Annotated in this window: 18 protein-coding genes and 1 other annotated feature; of the genes, 2 read left to right on the top strand and 16 right to left on the bottom strand. The window is 33.9% G+C overall.

Annotated elements, in window-relative coordinates:
• Window positions 1-345: 345 nt before the first annotated feature.
• On the bottom strand, window positions 346-1,461 hold the full coding sequence (locus ACYQ0N_RS08535; protein WP_460162431.1) for a tyrosine-type recombinase/integrase: 1,116 nt from the start codon (window positions 1,459-1,461) through the stop codon (window positions 346-348).
• A gap of 288 nt (window positions 1,462-1,749) precedes the next feature.
• On the opposite strand from ACYQ0N_RS08535, the gene ACYQ0N_RS08530 reads away from it, so the two are divergent.
• Window positions 1,750-2,463: a LytR/AlgR family response regulator transcription factor gene (locus tag ACYQ0N_RS08530; RefSeq protein WP_177532906.1), complete on the top strand. Its 714-nt coding sequence runs from the start codon at window positions 1,750-1,752 to the stop codon at window positions 2,461-2,463.
• Window positions 2,456-3,784 carry a GHKL domain-containing protein gene (locus ACYQ0N_RS08525; RefSeq protein WP_177532907.1) on the top strand — a complete coding sequence of 443 codons (1,329 nt, stop codon included), beginning with the start codon at window positions 2,456-2,458 and terminating at the stop codon, window positions 3,782-3,784. The genes ACYQ0N_RS08530 and ACYQ0N_RS08525 overlap by 8 nt, the downstream gene beginning before the upstream one ends.
• A 971-nt stretch (window positions 3,785-4,755) precedes the next feature.
• On the opposite strand, the gene ACYQ0N_RS08520 is transcribed toward ACYQ0N_RS08525, so the two are convergent.
• The 15 genes from ACYQ0N_RS08520 to ACYQ0N_RS08450 form a co-directional block, all read right to left on the bottom strand.
• Complete coding sequence (locus tag ACYQ0N_RS08520; RefSeq protein ID WP_177532908.1) at window positions 4,756-5,328, bottom strand: hypothetical protein; 573 nt, start codon at window positions 5,326-5,328, stop codon at window positions 4,756-4,758.
• The gene (locus tag ACYQ0N_RS08515) at window positions 5,306-5,650 is read right to left on the bottom strand and encodes a hypothetical protein (RefSeq protein WP_177532909.1); all 345 of its coding nucleotides are present in this window, start codon (window positions 5,648-5,650) and stop codon (window positions 5,306-5,308) included. Before ACYQ0N_RS08515 ends, ACYQ0N_RS08520 begins: the two co-directional genes overlap by 23 nt.
• A gap of 15 nt (window positions 5,651-5,665) precedes the next feature.
• Window positions 5,666-6,067, bottom strand: a complete 402-nt coding sequence (locus tag ACYQ0N_RS08510; protein WP_177532910.1) for a hypothetical protein — start codon at window positions 6,065-6,067, stop codon at window positions 5,666-5,668.
• Between the two features lie 14 nt (window positions 6,068-6,081).
• Window positions 6,082-6,239 (bottom strand) — a sequence feature (ribosomal protein L10 leader region).
• Window positions 6,240-7,197: 958 nt separating this feature from the next.
• Window positions 7,198-7,593, bottom strand: a complete 396-nt coding sequence (locus ACYQ0N_RS08505) for a Panacea domain-containing protein (RefSeq protein ID WP_177532911.1) — start codon at window positions 7,591-7,593, stop codon at window positions 7,198-7,200.
• A 282-nt stretch (window positions 7,594-7,875) separates the two neighbouring features.
• The gene (locus tag ACYQ0N_RS08500) at window positions 7,876-8,691 is read right to left on the bottom strand and encodes an N-acetylmuramoyl-L-alanine amidase (RefSeq protein ID WP_460162430.1); all 816 of its coding nucleotides are present in this window, start codon (window positions 8,689-8,691) and stop codon (window positions 7,876-7,878) included.
• Window positions 8,692-9,145: 454 nt separating this feature from the next.
• The gene (locus ACYQ0N_RS08495; RefSeq protein WP_460162429.1) at window positions 9,146-9,538 is read right to left on the bottom strand and encodes a phage holin family protein; all 393 of its coding nucleotides are present in this window, start codon (window positions 9,536-9,538) and stop codon (window positions 9,146-9,148) included.
• Window positions 9,538-9,849, bottom strand: coding sequence for a hypothetical protein (locus tag ACYQ0N_RS08490; protein ID WP_460162428.1), 312 nt, complete (start codon window positions 9,847-9,849; stop codon window positions 9,538-9,540). Before ACYQ0N_RS08490 ends, ACYQ0N_RS08495 begins: the two co-directional genes overlap by 1 nt.
• 13 nt (window positions 9,850-9,862) lie before the next feature.
• Window positions 9,863-10,789, bottom strand: a complete 927-nt coding sequence (locus ACYQ0N_RS08485; protein WP_460162427.1) for a hypothetical protein — start codon at window positions 10,787-10,789, stop codon at window positions 9,863-9,865.
• A gap of 12 nt (window positions 10,790-10,801) precedes the next feature.
• Window positions 10,802-11,488, bottom strand: coding sequence for a hypothetical protein (locus ACYQ0N_RS08480; protein ID WP_460162426.1), 687 nt, complete (start codon window positions 11,486-11,488; stop codon window positions 10,802-10,804).
• A 14-nt stretch (window positions 11,489-11,502) separates the two neighbouring features.
• Entirely contained in the window at window positions 11,503-11,790 is a 288-nt protein-coding gene (locus tag ACYQ0N_RS08475; RefSeq protein WP_460162425.1) for a hypothetical protein, read from the bottom strand.
• Window positions 11,768-12,184, bottom strand: a complete 417-nt coding sequence (locus ACYQ0N_RS08470; protein WP_460162424.1) for a hypothetical protein — start codon at window positions 12,182-12,184, stop codon at window positions 11,768-11,770. Before ACYQ0N_RS08470 ends, ACYQ0N_RS08475 begins: the two co-directional genes overlap by 23 nt.
• Window positions 12,185-12,200: 16 nt before the next feature.
• A complete protein-coding gene (locus ACYQ0N_RS08465) occupies window positions 12,201-12,446 on the bottom strand; it encodes a hypothetical protein (protein WP_177531767.1) in 246 nt (81 codons plus the stop codon).
• A gap of 190 nt (window positions 12,447-12,636) precedes the next feature.
• Complete coding sequence (locus tag ACYQ0N_RS08460; protein ID WP_460162423.1) at window positions 12,637-13,110, bottom strand: hypothetical protein; 474 nt, start codon at window positions 13,108-13,110, stop codon at window positions 12,637-12,639.
• Between the two features lie 12 nt (window positions 13,111-13,122).
• Window positions 13,123-14,010, bottom strand: a complete 888-nt coding sequence (locus ACYQ0N_RS08455) for a hypothetical protein (protein ID WP_177531765.1) — start codon at window positions 14,008-14,010, stop codon at window positions 13,123-13,125.
• Between the two features lie 18 nt (window positions 14,011-14,028).
• Complete coding sequence (locus tag ACYQ0N_RS08450; protein WP_460162422.1) at window positions 14,029-15,231, bottom strand: hypothetical protein; 1,203 nt, start codon at window positions 15,229-15,231, stop codon at window positions 14,029-14,031.
• Window positions 15,232-15,248: the final 17 nt, after the last annotated feature.

The following is a 15,248-nucleotide window of genomic DNA, read 5'->3' as shown; positions in this document are numbered from 1 at the left end:
TTTAAAATTATAGCAAAAAAGTCGAATCATGTCCAGAGGTAAGTTGTGCTAAGAATTTTTGCGCTATACGTATAAATAGGTTTTGCATACTGCAATCAAATTGCAATCAAGGCATAAAAATACACCGCCTGCAATTGCTTGCAAACGGCGTAAAATGGGGGATTATCCTGGAGCTGCTAACCAGATTCGAACTGGTGACCTCGTCCTTACCAAGGAAAGAGAAAAGCAACTTATGAGTAGGAAAAACCTTAGTAAATTGCGTAGATTCGGCATTTACGCGTAAGACCATATTTAAATAATATGATAAAAACGATATAAAATGTCGTAGTAGTGTCGTAGTAAACATTATAAATCAAGAAGATTTCGTAAAGATTCCGTGTCTTTATGGGCGTACCTTTGTTGTAACATTTTTAAATCGGAATGACCTAAAACGGAAGCGATTGCAAATAAATTTTTACCGCTATTTACCCACAGTGTCGCCCTTGTGTGACGCAATTCATGAGGACTTAATATTGGAATATCAATATTGTATTTAAGATAGTGCTTGTGCATATCATTCATAAATTTTTTATAATTTCTCATAGACCAATTGTGTGGGGAATATACACTACCTTTTGTGTTGGAAATAATAAATTCGGTGGACAACTGACTAAGCCTGTTTATAGACGTATTTTTTAATGGAATTTCTCTGTTACTTTGTTTATTCTTCGGCGGTTTAATTTTAACTTCAACTTTCCCTGTATTTTTATTCTTAACGTCAACGACAGATCTTTGAATATGCAGTGTTTTGTTTTTAAAATTTATATCGCTGAGCTTTAAACCCAACAGTTCACCTTTTCGTAATCCGTAATCAAGCATAAGAATTATCCCTAGTCCATCTTTATGTTCTCTTGCAAATCTCGATACTAAATAAGCTTGTCTTTTAGTATAAGTTCTTTTTATTTTATCTTCTATTTCCGATACTAACTTTATATTTAAACATGGATTTTTAGTACAATAGTCGTTGTCGACTGCCATTTTAAATATGCCGTTAAGACAATTTTTATATTTTTTCATTGATTCCAATGAAGATTTTTTTGAGATAGAATTAAAAAAATTCTGAATATCAATAGCTTTTATATTTGATAATATAGCATTTTTGAAATACGGATTTAAATGTAATCTTATAGCCACTTCGTAATTGCTGTATGCATTATCGGATAACGTAGGTTTAATTGAAGCAAGCCATTTTTTAGCACAGATATCAAAGCTTATTTCTTTTGAAATAATTGCTTCTCCCGTTTGCTTAGAAACAGCTTGATTAATTTTATAGTCTTCCGCCTTGGCTTTCGCGGCGGCCTTACTGGTCGAACTGTAAAAGCTTTTTCTTATTGGCTTACCATCAAAAGTATGCCCTATTGTTACTTTTACCTCATACATTCCAGTGGCGTGATTCGGTTTTTCTTTTTTAGGACGTCCCATAATATTACCCTCCTTTTAGTTCAACGAAATGTAAATCTAATATTTTAAATGAATTATATCATTCTTTATTTATATTGTCAATTTCATCTGATTAATAAAAAGCATTAAATGATGAGTTACAGTGTATTGTATAAGTGAAATGTGATTAGAAATGCTAGTGAAGTCGTAAAAAATAGGGACTAACTTATATAGTTAGTCCCTATAATTTTTTAATTAAAATACTGTAAACATTTACATATAGACATAAATCGACACTCTTGTTATAATTTTATGCAGGAGGTTGATATTATGAGAATCGCTGTTTGTGACGATCAAGAATTATTTGTTAATGAAATTTCTGAAAAAATCAAAGAACATTTAGATTCCCAAAATTATAATTATCAGATTGATGTATTCGATTCCGGGCTTAAACTAATATCAAGTAACAAATATATAAATCAATATGATTTGATTTTTCTTGACGTAGAAATGCCTTGCGCCTCAGGTGAGTATGTGGCGGGGGAATTATTAAAAGATAATAAGAAAAATACTTTAATTGTTTTCACAACCAGTCATACTGAATTTGCAAAGTATGGATATATGTATCGTGCTTTCAGGTTTATAGACAAAGCGGAATTAGATGAAGAACTAAAGGGAGTGTTAGATGATTCTGTAAAAGAATTAATGGGCATGCCTGAAAATGAGATTATTAATATAGATAGCAACGATATTTGTATTAAGGATATTGTTAGTATAATTGCGGACGGAAAAAGTACAAATATTATTTTAAATAACGACAAAAGAATAACAGCAAAACAAAGTTTAAAGAGTTTTGTATCTTCAGTAAAATTCACAGATTTTATAAGAGTCAGGAGAGGGCTTTATATAAATTTCGATTATATTGCAAGCATAGAAGATAACTTTGTCAAATTGGATGATGGAAGTATTATTGAATTCTCCAGATCTGAAAGAGAAAAATTCAAACAACGTGCCTACGAGATAATAAGGAGAAAAGATGATTAATTTTATTGAATTACCGGCTTCCGTAATTGAAAGCATTATCATAACAGAATTTACTACCAGAATTATGGGGTTTAAGAGTACAAGACATAAAATAATTAAATACATATCATACTTGCTTTTTTCACTGTTAGACATAATTATCCTTCCGCTGTTTGTAGAATCAGATATTGTTCCGGGTATATCCCATTTAGTTCTTACATTCGGGTTTGCCTTCTTGTTTTTGAAAGGCTCTATTTTATTTAAGTTGTTTATTTCAGTATTGAGCAATGTATCTATACTTGTAATTAATATCGCGGTTATGAGTATATTCAGTTTGTTTACCCAAATGGATTTTAATTCGCTTATCGCTAATCAAACATCTACAAGGATTTTGTTACTCTTCATAACAAAATTTATTTATTTTCTGTTTACAAGGTTAATGCTGAAAATATTTAAAAAGGAAAAGTACCCTTTAACTCCTCATAATTGGTATATTATAATAAGTCTTTTACTGTTAAGTCTTGCAATCGGTCTTATTGTATTCGGAATAAATTTGTATACAACATTCAACGCAGTATACATAGTAATCACTACCGTTTTAATTATTGTTGTGAATACCACAGCTTATATAATAATGATAGTACTATCTAAATACAATGAAACAAAAAATAGAATTGCAGTATTAGAACAATATCAAAACGAGATAGATAAGAAGGTTAGCGAAATAAACAGTAAGAATAAGGAAGTCTATAATATAAAGCATGAATTTAATAAAAATAGCTTGTTAATGCAAAAATTAATAGATCAAAATAAATTATCTGAAGCCAAAAACATACTTTCCGACTGGTCCGACGTGGACTTTGGCGAGGACAAACAATATGTTAGTTTAAAACATAGCATGCTCGAAACAATTATTAATAATGAATTAACAATGTGTTCTAAAGAAAGTATATTGATAGACAAAATTGACCTTTTAGATATAGAACAAAATTTATATGGTATCAGCGAGTACGATATGTGTACTATCATTAGCAATCTTCTTAACAACGCTATAGAAGCGTGTAAGAAATGTAAAGGGGAAAAAAGTATCAGCTTAATTATAACCAAAGAAATTGACTACATAAAGATTAAGACGATAAACAGTGCGGAGACAACAAATTTGGCGTACAATGGCAAAGCGTTGAAAACATCTAAAAAAGATAAAGTAAGACATGGCATCGGAACTCAAATTATTAACGATCTGGCAATCATGTATGATGGTGAAACGGATTATAAATTAAAAGATAATAAGTTTACCGCTACAGTTTTTTTAAGCTGCGCTAATGATGTTTGCAAGAGATAATTGTAAACTTTTGTAGACAATTAAATAAACTGTTGAAATCAGTCGAAACAAGTGCTAAAATAAAAATGTAAATTAAATTTATGACAGCAAAGGAGAACGACATCATGATTAATAGTATAACTTTAGCGGTCTGCGAAATTTAGGTAGGCTCACCTTACTTTTTCATAACCCCGCTCAGTTTTAGACGTGGTTGTTACAGAAATGTTTAACGTCCAAGTGGATAAGGTATATAATTTCCCGTTAAAGAAACGTTGAACATACATTTTAAGAATGCAACCGAAAAGTATACAAAGAATAGATTTTAATAGTAAATGCGGAAGTGTTAGTAATAGGTTAAAAGGCATTAGGGTTTACTCTTATGTTCGTAATAGGGTTAAAGAAAGTCGTTATTTATAACGACTTTCATTTTTTATATCTTAATACAAACAAAAATCGGCAAGGAGTGATCCTTGCCGATTGACGCTAAGACAAAATAAAAAAAATAAGTCAACCCCCAGGGGCAAAGGAATTCTAAACGTAGTCGTCTACTCCCATTCGGGAACCCAGCCTTAATCCTTCACGAGTTAACTTATTTATAATGCATCAATAGTATATCATATGTAAGTTTTTTGTCAATGCATTATTTATTAAAAAATTATCAGAAATGTCCTGACGAGTTTTGCTTTGTATTAAAAATTGTTTCATCAGTAAATATAACTCATAATTTAATTATACCATACTTTTAATTTTTCTTGGTAAAGAAGATAGCACCAACAGTAAACTGAACTGTTGGTGCTTTTCTTAATCTGATTTTCAGTCGTCATCAAGACAACATTTATGAATTGCAGACTACAAATAGGATAAGAATTATTTAGCCGAATAAGAAGCTTTAGATTGAACCACAACGATCCGCTTCCTATCGAACTTTAAATTAAAAGAGAACATAGAAAATCATAATAGAAAAAGTCCAGATTACGGACTCTATTCATTAATTACGGTCCAAATGCCAATATAACTTTTTGCCTAATTTCAATAAGATTGTCTAAAATTGAAATATACTCTTTTACTTCTTGGATAGTTTGAGATTGTCCATCGGCTCTTTCTATCTTGGCAACATCTTTCGATTCTCTCAATGATGCAACCAAAATAGGAATTTCGTTAAGCATTATTTTTATATCCTGATAGTCAGGAAGCTTTTGATTACATAAAGCGTCTCCAGCATTTTGTAATTTTTCACGAATCCACTTGCGTAACATATACGTCAACCAATCGGCTGTATCAAAGAATGCTCTGTATATATGACCACAAGCTTTATCTAAGTTTATTAATACATACTTCTCCAGATTTTCTCCGCCAACAGTCTCTTGGTGACTAAAATATACACCATAGCATCGCATTAAATGATCAAAAGCATCACGCTGTTCCTTTAACGGTTGAATAAAAATTTCACCCTTTTCTGCAATTTCCTCTGCAATCAACAAATATTTCTTTGTATATATATGCAAAGAAACCATTAGCTGGAAGCACTGCTCTTCATAAGAATTAAAGCTTTTTATTAAACTCATCGTCAATATCCTCTTTTAGCATTGAGATCGAATAAAAAAGACCTATTGTTGCTCTCCACGATCCACGCCTTTTAATAAATTCTCGACCAGTTACAATTGATAGTGTCATTACTTCATCCATCGGAGTTTCAACATTCAAATCTAAATCTCCGTTTTCCTGAGTTAGATAATCTTTAACATCACTTTCACTTATATTAAGCAAAAGCTGGCGATTTCGTTTCACTTGCTTCGCTCTTTGCAAATTTCTCCAATAATATGATAAAAAAACAACCAAAGAATCAATCACAACGGCAATTAACAATACTAAAATAATATCTTTCATAATTCACCTCAAAAATCATTTCATATAATAAGCGATTTCCACACACCAATGAACGCATGGAGTTGAAATTAAAATGAACAAAAAAATTCGCAAGCTAAACGTTGAACTCCAATCCTTACTTATACATACGAAACTTATGATAAGTGCCGCTACCTGCAAGAGTGTGATAACGGCAAGTGAATTGCGAAGAAATTTTGTTAGTCTTCCGTCATATTCATGCAAAGCCGACAAATACTCAGCTATTGTGTCAATCGATTGCAAAATAATTGCTATGTGGAATGCTTTTGCAGAAGACTCACCTTGATCTAATCCACACAATACACCAATTACCACTGCTATTGACGCAACTGCTAATTTTATAATACAGCCAACAAGACTGTTAGATATTGTTTTTACGGTTCCACTTGTTGTACTCATATGATTTCCTGCTTTTAACAAATAATAAAGGTGCACAAGAATTTGTGAAGAACCGTCAAACGAATCCAACTGCAAATTCATATGCACCATTTTGTAGATGAATAATCTGACTTCCCTCGACAGGATATTATGATTCCCCACCTGTTGTCTTCGGTACTGTAATATCAGTAAAATTATAACACAAAACTTCTGATTTGTCAATGTGATTTTTATTCTGTATAGTGTTTCGCAGAAAAATTTTGTATGAACAATAAGTTAAGCAAAATTTCGGTTTTAATCAGAAATACAGGATGAGAAATCATGATTTCTATATTTCAATTATCATCAAGGTACTATTTTTGTATCATTAAAAGCACGGATTGTTCGTAATTTGTTCACTTGATGGAATATCATCGCTCATTCTATAATATATGTTTCTCCAATAGAAATATGTAGAAAAAACAACAAGCAACATTAATTTCGAGGTTTCATATATCCGTTTCTATCATTGACTGAAGCATTTAGTGAAATTTAGAAACCCAATATATAACTACACAGTTTATTAACAACAAAAGCCGTATCTATCAATTAAAAGCATTTAGAATATTCTATAATAAAAGAAACATAACGAATTTAAATTATATGCTGAATTATTTGTAGATATGTGGTAAAATATAGTAAAGGAAGTGCAAAAATATGAAAATTTTTTATCGAAGCATTTTAGGAATTTAATATCTTTTCTGTTTATTATATCGACTCTTTTAATCGCATTATACATTAAGTTTCTAAATCAAGAAACAGAAACTTTAAGCAATATAGAGAGATTTGAAATAAGCACACAAATAGTTTCATTCATCTTCGTAATTACTGCTACTGTAATAGCGGTTTGGCAATTTTGTTTATCATGTAAAAGTGAAATATCAAAAAATGAGATTGAAAAAGTGCAAAAGGCAATTGATCTTGCGGAATATTATAAGGATAATATTTTATCTAATTATCTAATTATAAAAACTGTTTATGAAAATTCTGATATTACCAAATGATTTCTATCATAAAATCACGTCGAATTTGTTTCAAAATTATACCTCCATATATTTCAATTAAATTTAGTTTTTTAAATAAAGCCTATTTATATTTCTTTTTATTATCTCTTAGTCAGTTACTTGATTTGCCGAATACAATATTCTCGTTAATTTTGAAAGTTCTATTCCATTGAGTCGTTTATATTTGTTCCAATTTTTTAAGATACTTTCATTAATTTGACTATCGTAATTCAAATCGATTACGATAACGTTACCATTTGCGTCACGAGCAAACTTATCAATTGGTTTCGACTTAAATCCACCAAATTCATAATATATAGATAGCAAAACAGGACCGTATTTCCATGTTTCAAATTTTTCATTGAAAAGTTTTGTCTCCGTTGTTTTCAGAAAATCTTTATAAATAAAGTAAATTAATCTCTGTAATTTCATAGGGGTAACACTGATTTTTTCTTCAAAAGCTAACATTAAAATAGTATTAGCAATAATTTGTGTGCTTAACATATATATTACCTTCTCTCAATTGCATCTCTATATTATATAAATTTGTATTGTTTTTTATCTTAGCATTATGTACAAAACCCACCGACAAAATTAAACGGCAAGGATCACTCCAAATTTTCCATAATATTTTATTAATTGACAAAATCTAAAATAAGTATATAATATAGTTGTGGATAGCAGCGTATGTTTGCGGACTGCGCTTGGAGGAGTTTGACAAGTCGGGCTCCTCTTTTCTATTTTTTTAATCCCCTCAGACAATTAAGTCCGAGGGGATTTAACTTATTACATCTTCTTTTCAATCTCTGTTATTAGACGTTTGCGAAAATTAACTCCGGCAATCCCATTCTGTTTATAACCCCATTGCCCCAGTAGATAATTTACAGCGTTCAGAGTTCCGTCTCCAAACCATATGTTTTTATCCATTCCGTATTTATTGATTCCCAGTTTCTTAGCGATAATGAGCTGCATTTTCATACAAAATATATCGTCCGATTTATCGCCCTTCTTGTAGCCCGTTTTGTCCAGTACAGGCTTAGCAGACGAAACACTGTCAGTCTTAACCGTTATTCCCAGAGTTTTCAGAATACCGTCCGCATAAGCTCTCGCTATCTTACTGTAATTTGCCTTGATATAGTCTGCGTCCGATATCGTATCTACAAATCCGCCCTCCAGCAAAATTGCCGGCGCGTCGGTCAGCCTGATTATTGCAAAGTAATCCCTTCCGATAGAATTAAGCTTTGTCTTTACTCCTCTGCTTTTCATAAGCTTTTTCATTTCCGTATTGATGTTTTCGGCAAGCGTTTTTGAAGTACCGCCTACATGGCTGTAATATACCTCAAAGCCCGTTCCGCCTCCCGCGTTGTAATGAACGTCTATTACAAGATCGGGATTGTACGCGTTGCACATTGCAACCTTGCTGTCCATATCGGTATCTACATCCGCAGTTCTCGACAGCTTATATTCCACTCCCGCCTCTTTGAGATACTGGGCTACAAGCTTAGCAGTCTTTAAGTTATATTCTTTTTCTGTCATATAATCGGAGTTTGCTCCTGGATCCTTACCACCGTGTCCTACTCCTATAAATACTTTTTTACTCATAATAAAACCTCTTTTCTTAAATTTGGACATAAAAAATGTGCCCCTTTCGGAACGCTTGGTAAAATATTGACTTTTATTACATAATATTGTATAATTTGTATCAAGGCATACCTGAAACGGTAGGCGGTTGCTACCTCCTTACGCCATAAGATACTTTAATCGTCCCCTTTAAGGGCAGGCGAAATAAGCAGGCAAGGAGGTGATAGACATGGAATTATGTTACATAGTTCTGGCTATCGTGCTTCTTGTTGCATTAGATAATGTAATTAAGAACATAAAGAAATAAACCGCCCAGTCTACCAAACTTGCGGTTTATTCATTAAACTTATAGTGAGGGAGCGACCGTCTATCGGTATGCCCCTTTTTTATTATTATACAACAATTAACCGTATGTGTCAACCGTCTTGGCCGTTTTTATCCTCAATTTTCCCTTTAGCGTTCTTTAATAAATTAGCTACCCAATCGGAATAATATCCGGGTTGCATTCGTAGAGATTCTCGCATATAGATATGCATTCGTTAAGCACTATGTAGCTTCCGATGATTAAACCGAAGGGCAAAGCAAAGGGTACTTCGACAGATACTATTTTTTCAAGAGACATGGGTATGAAGTAGTCCAGAAATACCCCGAAAAACAACGCCGCGAGAAGCGATATCTTTTTCCAGAAGCCGATAAAGCCTCTTTTACTTGACCAGGGAACGCCCGTTATTTTGCTTTTGACCAGTCCCGTAACAAAATCGAATACTATTCCTATCACCACAAAAAGAAGTATAAGCCCGTATTGCTTTGTGGCCGTCGCTATAAACCCTCCGATAACGGAAAGTATGTATTTTATCTTATCGTTCATTAGATTAGCCCCCTTAATTCCTCCGCCTCCGCTTCAAGCTCTTTAAGCTTTTTAACATCGTAATCGTCGGCTGTTCCGGTAACGGCGGCTCTCAGCGGTCTGACTGATTCGCCGTCAATCTCTTCAAGCCTTATCTTAATTTCCTCTGCTCTCGCGGCGTTCTGCTTTGCCTGAATCTTTTCGGTATCAAGTAAAAGATTGCCGTTTTCGTCCATCCGGTAATCAGATAAATCAAGCTCCGTACCGTCCGGTATGCCTCCCATGCTTGCTACCTGTATTATGTTTCCGTTTTCATCTTTTCTGATCTGCATAAAAAATCCTCCTTTAAATAATTGAATATATCTGTATATTTCCTATAATTCCAACCGACTGCTCAAGCGTAAGGATTGATGGGGAATCGGAAGTCATAGAAGCCGTTATATAGCCTCCCATATCCTTAGCGGCCTGCGGACCGCTTGATGTAATATACGAAGAGGAAGGGATTCCGCCGTAAAGCCGAATACTGTTCCCTTTACTTATGTAGGCTATCGGGATAAGAGTTGTTATACCGCAGCTCAGTCCATTGGCTCCGACGCCGTATGTCTGTAGAAGCACTATCGAATAGTCGGCAAGCCCCTGTATTGTTACGGACTCTCCCGCCGTAGATATAGAGCCGGAATACAGAAGATTGCCGCCTGCCGCCGTAGTTATTTTTCCGTCGGGCGTTATCTTTACCACCGGATTCTGATAACTGCCTATATAGTAATACTCCAGGGTGTCGGTGCGTCCGTATGCTCCTATTGCTCCGAGCGAGGTTTCCTTATCGGTTTTATAAAAGCTCACTCCCGAAGCCCATGCCGAACCGTTGCTTGTGGTATAGACCCTCACTCCGTTTTTTCCGAGTCCCGCGGCTCTTCCCGTCGTTCCGTAGGGTATGACTATCTCTGAATCAGGATTCATAGTTCCGCCGCTTAGAGACAGATAATCATGGGTATGATCCGTATTTGATTTGTCGTCCAAAGCTGCTTTAACCGCTTTATTTTGCACAGGATTTGTACTTGTACTGCTTAGCGAACTGTCAACAGAAGGAATAGACGGCTTATCAATTAAGTCCTTATAGCTTCCGCTGAATGCTACGGCTTTCAAATCAGATAACCATTTTTTCAGCTTTCCAAACAGAGATTTGATTTCATCGCCGCTGTTAAGACTTTGACGGCTTGGAGCTTCTGAAAACTCAATATTGATTTCCGTTTTTATATTTCTGTCTGCCATTATTATCACATCTCAAGACAAACAACAGTTAAGTATAAGCTTATCAGTTGCTTTTATACTATTTGTTTCTAATTCGGAAATTCTTGCTTTTAGTTCGCTGTCATCATAGTTTTCTAAGGAATTTAATTTATTTTTTTCAACGGTTGAAAAATCATTGGTTGATAATCCTTTACCTTCTATAGCGTCTACTTTATTATTAAGAAGATTATTTACTTCTGTCTTATTATAATAATTACTTAAATCTATCTCAGATGTAATACCCATATAGTCCCATGTGTCAGACGTCCAATAATATTCATAAAACTCATCGGAATTTTCTTTTCCCACTAAATATACATCGCCTGATTTATTGTTCGTTGAAGGCAGATCGCTTACCGAATCTACGCGTCCCCTTAAATTAAATACCGTTCCAAGCGATGAAATTGCTTCGCTGATAGCCAAATCTGTTTGTTCAGACGTATAGTAATCAGATAGATATTTCTCTATTACCGTATCGATTTGAGTTGAATCTATAAAACCAATTATAGGAAGCGATTCAAAAGTACTTGTACCGTCTCCGATTTTTAAAAATGTCTTATTAGACGAAAGAACTACACAAGGGAAACCCTTTGGAATTACTTTGTCTGACATACTGTTCCATTGCGACTCCGTCCTTGCGTCAAGATATATTTCTACATTATTTAAAATAACATTCGGCATATTTTGCTCCTTTATTAAAATTCTTTAAGTTTGCATTGTATTCCTTCAATTTGATTATAGTCTCTGCTTATACAAATATAAGTGTTTGTATCCTTATTGAAAATAAATATTGCATTTTCATTTTCAGCTATATATAGAATTTGCTCATTTCCGATTGCAGGAAATTCAAATCTGTCAGCAAATACTAATTCTTTTTTATATACAGTTTCAGCTTTATCTATTGTTCCGTCAACAATTTTTTTATTTGTTGTCTTGCCGCAAAATAAGATATTTGATTTTTTAATCTCTCCGCTGATTATCATAAATATCCTCTCTTTCATGCAAATCCTCAACAGTTGCAATAGAAGGAAGTAATTCAAATATGCCGGTACTATATGTATAAACATCGGAACCGTTCTCCGGCATGTACTGTAAAGAAAATATATATTTGAACGGTTGTAAATTTACTGTATCATTAGGACGAAATTTTATAGTCAGTATATTATCCTGATTATAATCATTTTTGGTTATGATTTTTTTATAATAAATTTTACCGGACGGACCGGCAATACAAAACAGTATATAATCGTTTTCATTCAGAATTAAGGGCGTTTTATTGCCGTCCGAACAGATATACGGTTCCGTTTGAAGCTCTGCGCTATCTCCGCGATTTAATTGGATAATAGGCTGATTATTTTTTTCTGATATATTAAACATACTTCACTTCCTTGAATTAATAAAAAATAAATTGTCTGTTTATATTACCATTGTATTTTATCCATTTATTATTTCCTGTTAAAATGTAATTTTCTCCATTAGAGCCTATTGCTAAGCTTCCCTGTGAAATATTTTTAATTACCGACATTTCCGACTTACCCGTATTCTTTAAATCAGGCAGATTATTTAAATCTGAATTATCGTCTATTGAAAACACGGCATGTCCGGTATTATAATTTAATTTCATTAATTTGCAAGCCATATTAACCTCCTATTTAGAAATTGCTGTAACCAATCCCTTGAATTTATATATTTCTTCAGAAGATTGCCCGCTGAAACTCGGTAACGCGGGAGGAGATATAAATTCTATTCCTATATATGATTCTGACGGAGAAAGCGTTTCTTTGTTATAATAAATTGAGGATATTGTAATATTATTAAAAGGGAATACATTACTGTTGTTTCTTATCCATATAATTGTTCCGGTTGTGTTTGTAATTAAATTGCTTTGTAATTATTTCACTTATCGGGGCGACGTTTTGAACAGACAGAATATCTGCAATTTTCCAAATATAATCATAGGCTGATATACCTTTAAATTTAGCGGTTCCAAATGAATAATATTCATTTACAGGATTTAATTGTATATCGCCGATGTCAAATGTATGTTCAAACATTCCTATTGTCTTATTATTTGATGAAGAATTATTCTGCATATACAATATCCATTGGTTGCTGCCGCTGAGAACGTAATCCTTTCCGTCAGTGCCGACAGCTAAGCTTCCTTGGGAAACACAATTTATTGTATTTAAATTGTATTTTCCGTTTCTGTTTAATGTCGGCAATGACGATAAGTCGTCCGAGCTATCTATCGAAAATATAGTTATTCCTGTCTGATAGTTTCGGCTTATTAAACTGCATGCCATTCTTATACCTCCTCAAGCTTTGCCTTCAAGTATTTCCAAACGACTAATTAAATCAATCAGATTAATTGAAACATCGCTGTTTCCAATATATAAGTTTCCATTCCAATCTATAGCAAAAGCGTTTGAACGATTATTTTCATTTGTGCCGTTTCCTAAGATAAAGGCAAATTTATTACTATAGTCTTCAACATTATATTTACCCATAGCAAACTGATTTTCCCTCACGGCTTTTGTATAATATCCTCCCGCATGACTGCCGGTTCCGTGGGCATATGTGTGATCTCCCTCCGCATGACCGCCGTATTCCGCTACAGTATATTGTCCCTCCGAATGACTTCCTTTGCCTTCCGCATGGGTATAATACCCCTCTGCATGAGACCCTCCGCCATCTCCGGCAAAAGTTCCGATTCCCTCTGCATGAGAGCCGCCGCCTATTGCCATACTCTCGGTCCCTTCAGTATGAGCGGCTACGCCAATTGCAGTTGTACGATCTCCTTCAGCATGCGCATATCCTCCGGCGGCTGTATTATTAATATAATCGTTAAATATTTCCGAGGTCTTATCGCCTTCATATATGCTTTCGTTATACTCAAACGTTTTCCCTTCGGTATTTTCTCCTACGCCCTTGACGTTTGATCCCGTAACAACCGGCTCGCCGTTTCTAACTTCAATATAAGCTGTTTTACTTGTTAACAATTTCCTGTACAATACCTGAACTGTGTCGCCCACAGAAAGTAATTCGCCTGTTTTATTAAGCAGCTTAACTGATAATCCATCTGTAGTTCTGACAACAGCTCTTGAATTATCGGGCTGTACATATTCAACAACAGCGGTAATTTTTTTAATATTTTCGTTGGAGTTATCGCTATTAATCCATTTACTGAAATCTATTTTGCTCAATTTGCGTCGTCCTTTCTTTTAAAAATATGAGTGCAGCGGAAGTTCTTGAATATTGCATATATTAAGGCTGTAATTAGCAGGAGATAAAGGTATGCTTATTTCCTCAATGAGATAATCGGTATGATAATTCGCAGTTGATTTCTCAGGAAGCCTTATAATTTTATTGACGTCGATATGTGGCAGGGGAGAGCATAGTAATGTGCCGGATATAGACGGAAGCAGTTTTTTCTTTAACAAATACTCGGCATAATCCTTACATCTTTTCTCGTTATAGCCCATAGCGGTTTCTTCTATTTCTGCCGCTTTGATACCTATATTTGTTACTCTTAAAGAAGACATAGGATAATCGTTAACAGCCGTATAGGAATAGGTTATTTCATCGGAATTGTTGCCGGTAACGGTTATTTGATTAATCACGTTTCCATAATTGTAATTAAAATTTGCTTCGACATACTCAGGGGCATTTCTTTTAAATTCATATACCGGAGATTGTCTTAAATAATCGTCGGTAATATTAGGTTCAAAAACCAGACGGCCGTTTACGTCGTAGTAAATATCTGAATTAAAAGCGGTCGCTATTTCAATAAGAATGTCGCCTATAGTTTCATTTGCCGTTTTTTCTATATCATGGGGAATCTCTTCGCCGAAAAGCTGCGAATTAATAATAGGAATCATCGAATCGGCAGGATATCCGTTTCCCATATCAATGGTTATAATATCCCCAATAAGTTTACCAAGTTTTGATCCGGCGGGAACATGATATGTAGTTTGCAAAGTATGCTGATTTAAATCCTTTGTAAAGAATCCGAATTTATCAACTCCCGAAATATGAAGAATGTTGTTTTTTAAATCATAATTTGAATCCGTAGTAACAAATACCCCTTGAGAAAACCAAAATATAACGTCGTCCTGATAATAAGAATGATTCTTTTTATATAAACCAATATATATTTTAAATTTTCTGTTAATAAAAAAGGAGCTGTATTCGTTATCGGGAATACAGCTCTCATTATAGTCATTTATAGTTAAATCGCAGGTTCTTCTTACTCCTTGATTATATTTTATATTAATACTGCCATTAACAGACGATATGCTTGAAGTTATTTCACCGATCGTATTTTCATAATGATCCAGCAATTCCGCTTTAACTCTGAGATTTATTTCCGTGTCTGCACACATGCTTAAATAATAAGAATTGATTACATTGTAAAACTCCTTCATTTCAATCACCCTTCCGG

The sequence above is a fragment of the Ruminococcus sporogenes genome, assembly GCF_054655175.1.
Note: the sequence above shows the minus strand (reverse complement) of the source record. Positions and strands in the feature narration are given on the sequence as shown.

What these genes read in the sequence shown, in the direction of transcription:
- ACYQ0N_RS08535 (WP_460162431.1), bottom strand. Translation starts at nt 1,461, where the DNA reads ATGGGACGTCCTAAAAAAGAAAAACCGAATCACGCCACTGGAATGTAT.
- ACYQ0N_RS08530 (WP_177532906.1), top strand. Translation starts at nt 1,750, where the DNA reads ATGAGAATCGCTGTTTGTGACGATCAAGAATTATTTGTTAATGAAATT.
- ACYQ0N_RS08525 (WP_177532907.1), top strand. Translation starts at nt 2,456, where the DNA reads ATGATTAATTTTATTGAATTACCGGCTTCCGTAATTGAAAGCATTATC.
- ACYQ0N_RS08520 (WP_177532908.1), bottom strand. Translation starts at nt 5,328, where the DNA reads ATGAGTTTAATAAAAAGCTTTAATTCTTATGAAGAGCAGTGCTTCCAG.
- ACYQ0N_RS08515 (WP_177532909.1), bottom strand. Translation starts at nt 5,650, where the DNA reads ATGAAAGATATTATTTTAGTATTGTTAATTGCCGTTGTGATTGATTCT.
- ACYQ0N_RS08510 (WP_177532910.1), bottom strand. Translation starts at nt 6,067, where the DNA reads ATGAGTACAACAAGTGGAACCGTAAAAACAATATCTAACAGTCTTGTT.
- ACYQ0N_RS08505 (WP_177532911.1), bottom strand. Translation starts at nt 7,593, where the DNA reads ATGTTAAGCACACAAATTATTGCTAATACTATTTTAATGTTAGCTTTT.
- ACYQ0N_RS08500 (WP_460162430.1), bottom strand. Translation starts at nt 8,691, where the DNA reads ATGAGTAAAAAAGTATTTATAGGAGTAGGACACGGTGGTAAGGATCCA.
- ACYQ0N_RS08495 (WP_460162429.1), bottom strand. Translation starts at nt 9,538, where the DNA reads ATGAACGATAAGATAAAATACATACTTTCCGTTATCGGAGGGTTTATA.
- ACYQ0N_RS08490 (WP_460162428.1), bottom strand. Translation starts at nt 9,849, where the DNA reads ATGCAGATCAGAAAAGATGAAAACGGAAACATAATACAGGTAGCAAGC.
- ACYQ0N_RS08485 (WP_460162427.1), bottom strand. Translation starts at nt 10,789, where the DNA reads ATGGCAGACAGAAATATAAAAACGGAAATCAATATTGAGTTTTCAGAA.
- ACYQ0N_RS08480 (WP_460162426.1), bottom strand. Translation starts at nt 11,488, where the DNA reads ATGCCGAATGTTATTTTAAATAATGTAGAAATATATCTTGACGCAAGG.
- ACYQ0N_RS08475 (WP_460162425.1), bottom strand. Translation starts at nt 11,790, where the DNA reads ATGATAATCAGCGGAGAGATTAAAAAATCAAATATCTTATTTTGCGGC.
- ACYQ0N_RS08470 (WP_460162424.1), bottom strand. Translation starts at nt 12,184, where the DNA reads ATGTTTAATATATCAGAAAAAAATAATCAGCCTATTATCCAATTAAAT.
- ACYQ0N_RS08465 (WP_177531767.1), bottom strand. Translation starts at nt 12,446, where the DNA reads ATGGCTTGCAAATTAATGAAATTAAATTATAATACCGGACATGCCGTG.
- ACYQ0N_RS08460 (WP_460162423.1), bottom strand. Translation starts at nt 13,110, where the DNA reads ATGGCATGCAGTTTAATAAGCCGAAACTATCAGACAGGAATAACTATA.
- ACYQ0N_RS08450 (WP_460162422.1), bottom strand. Translation starts at nt 15,231, where the DNA reads ATGAAGGAGTTTTACAATGTAATCAATTCTTATTATTTAAGCATGTGT.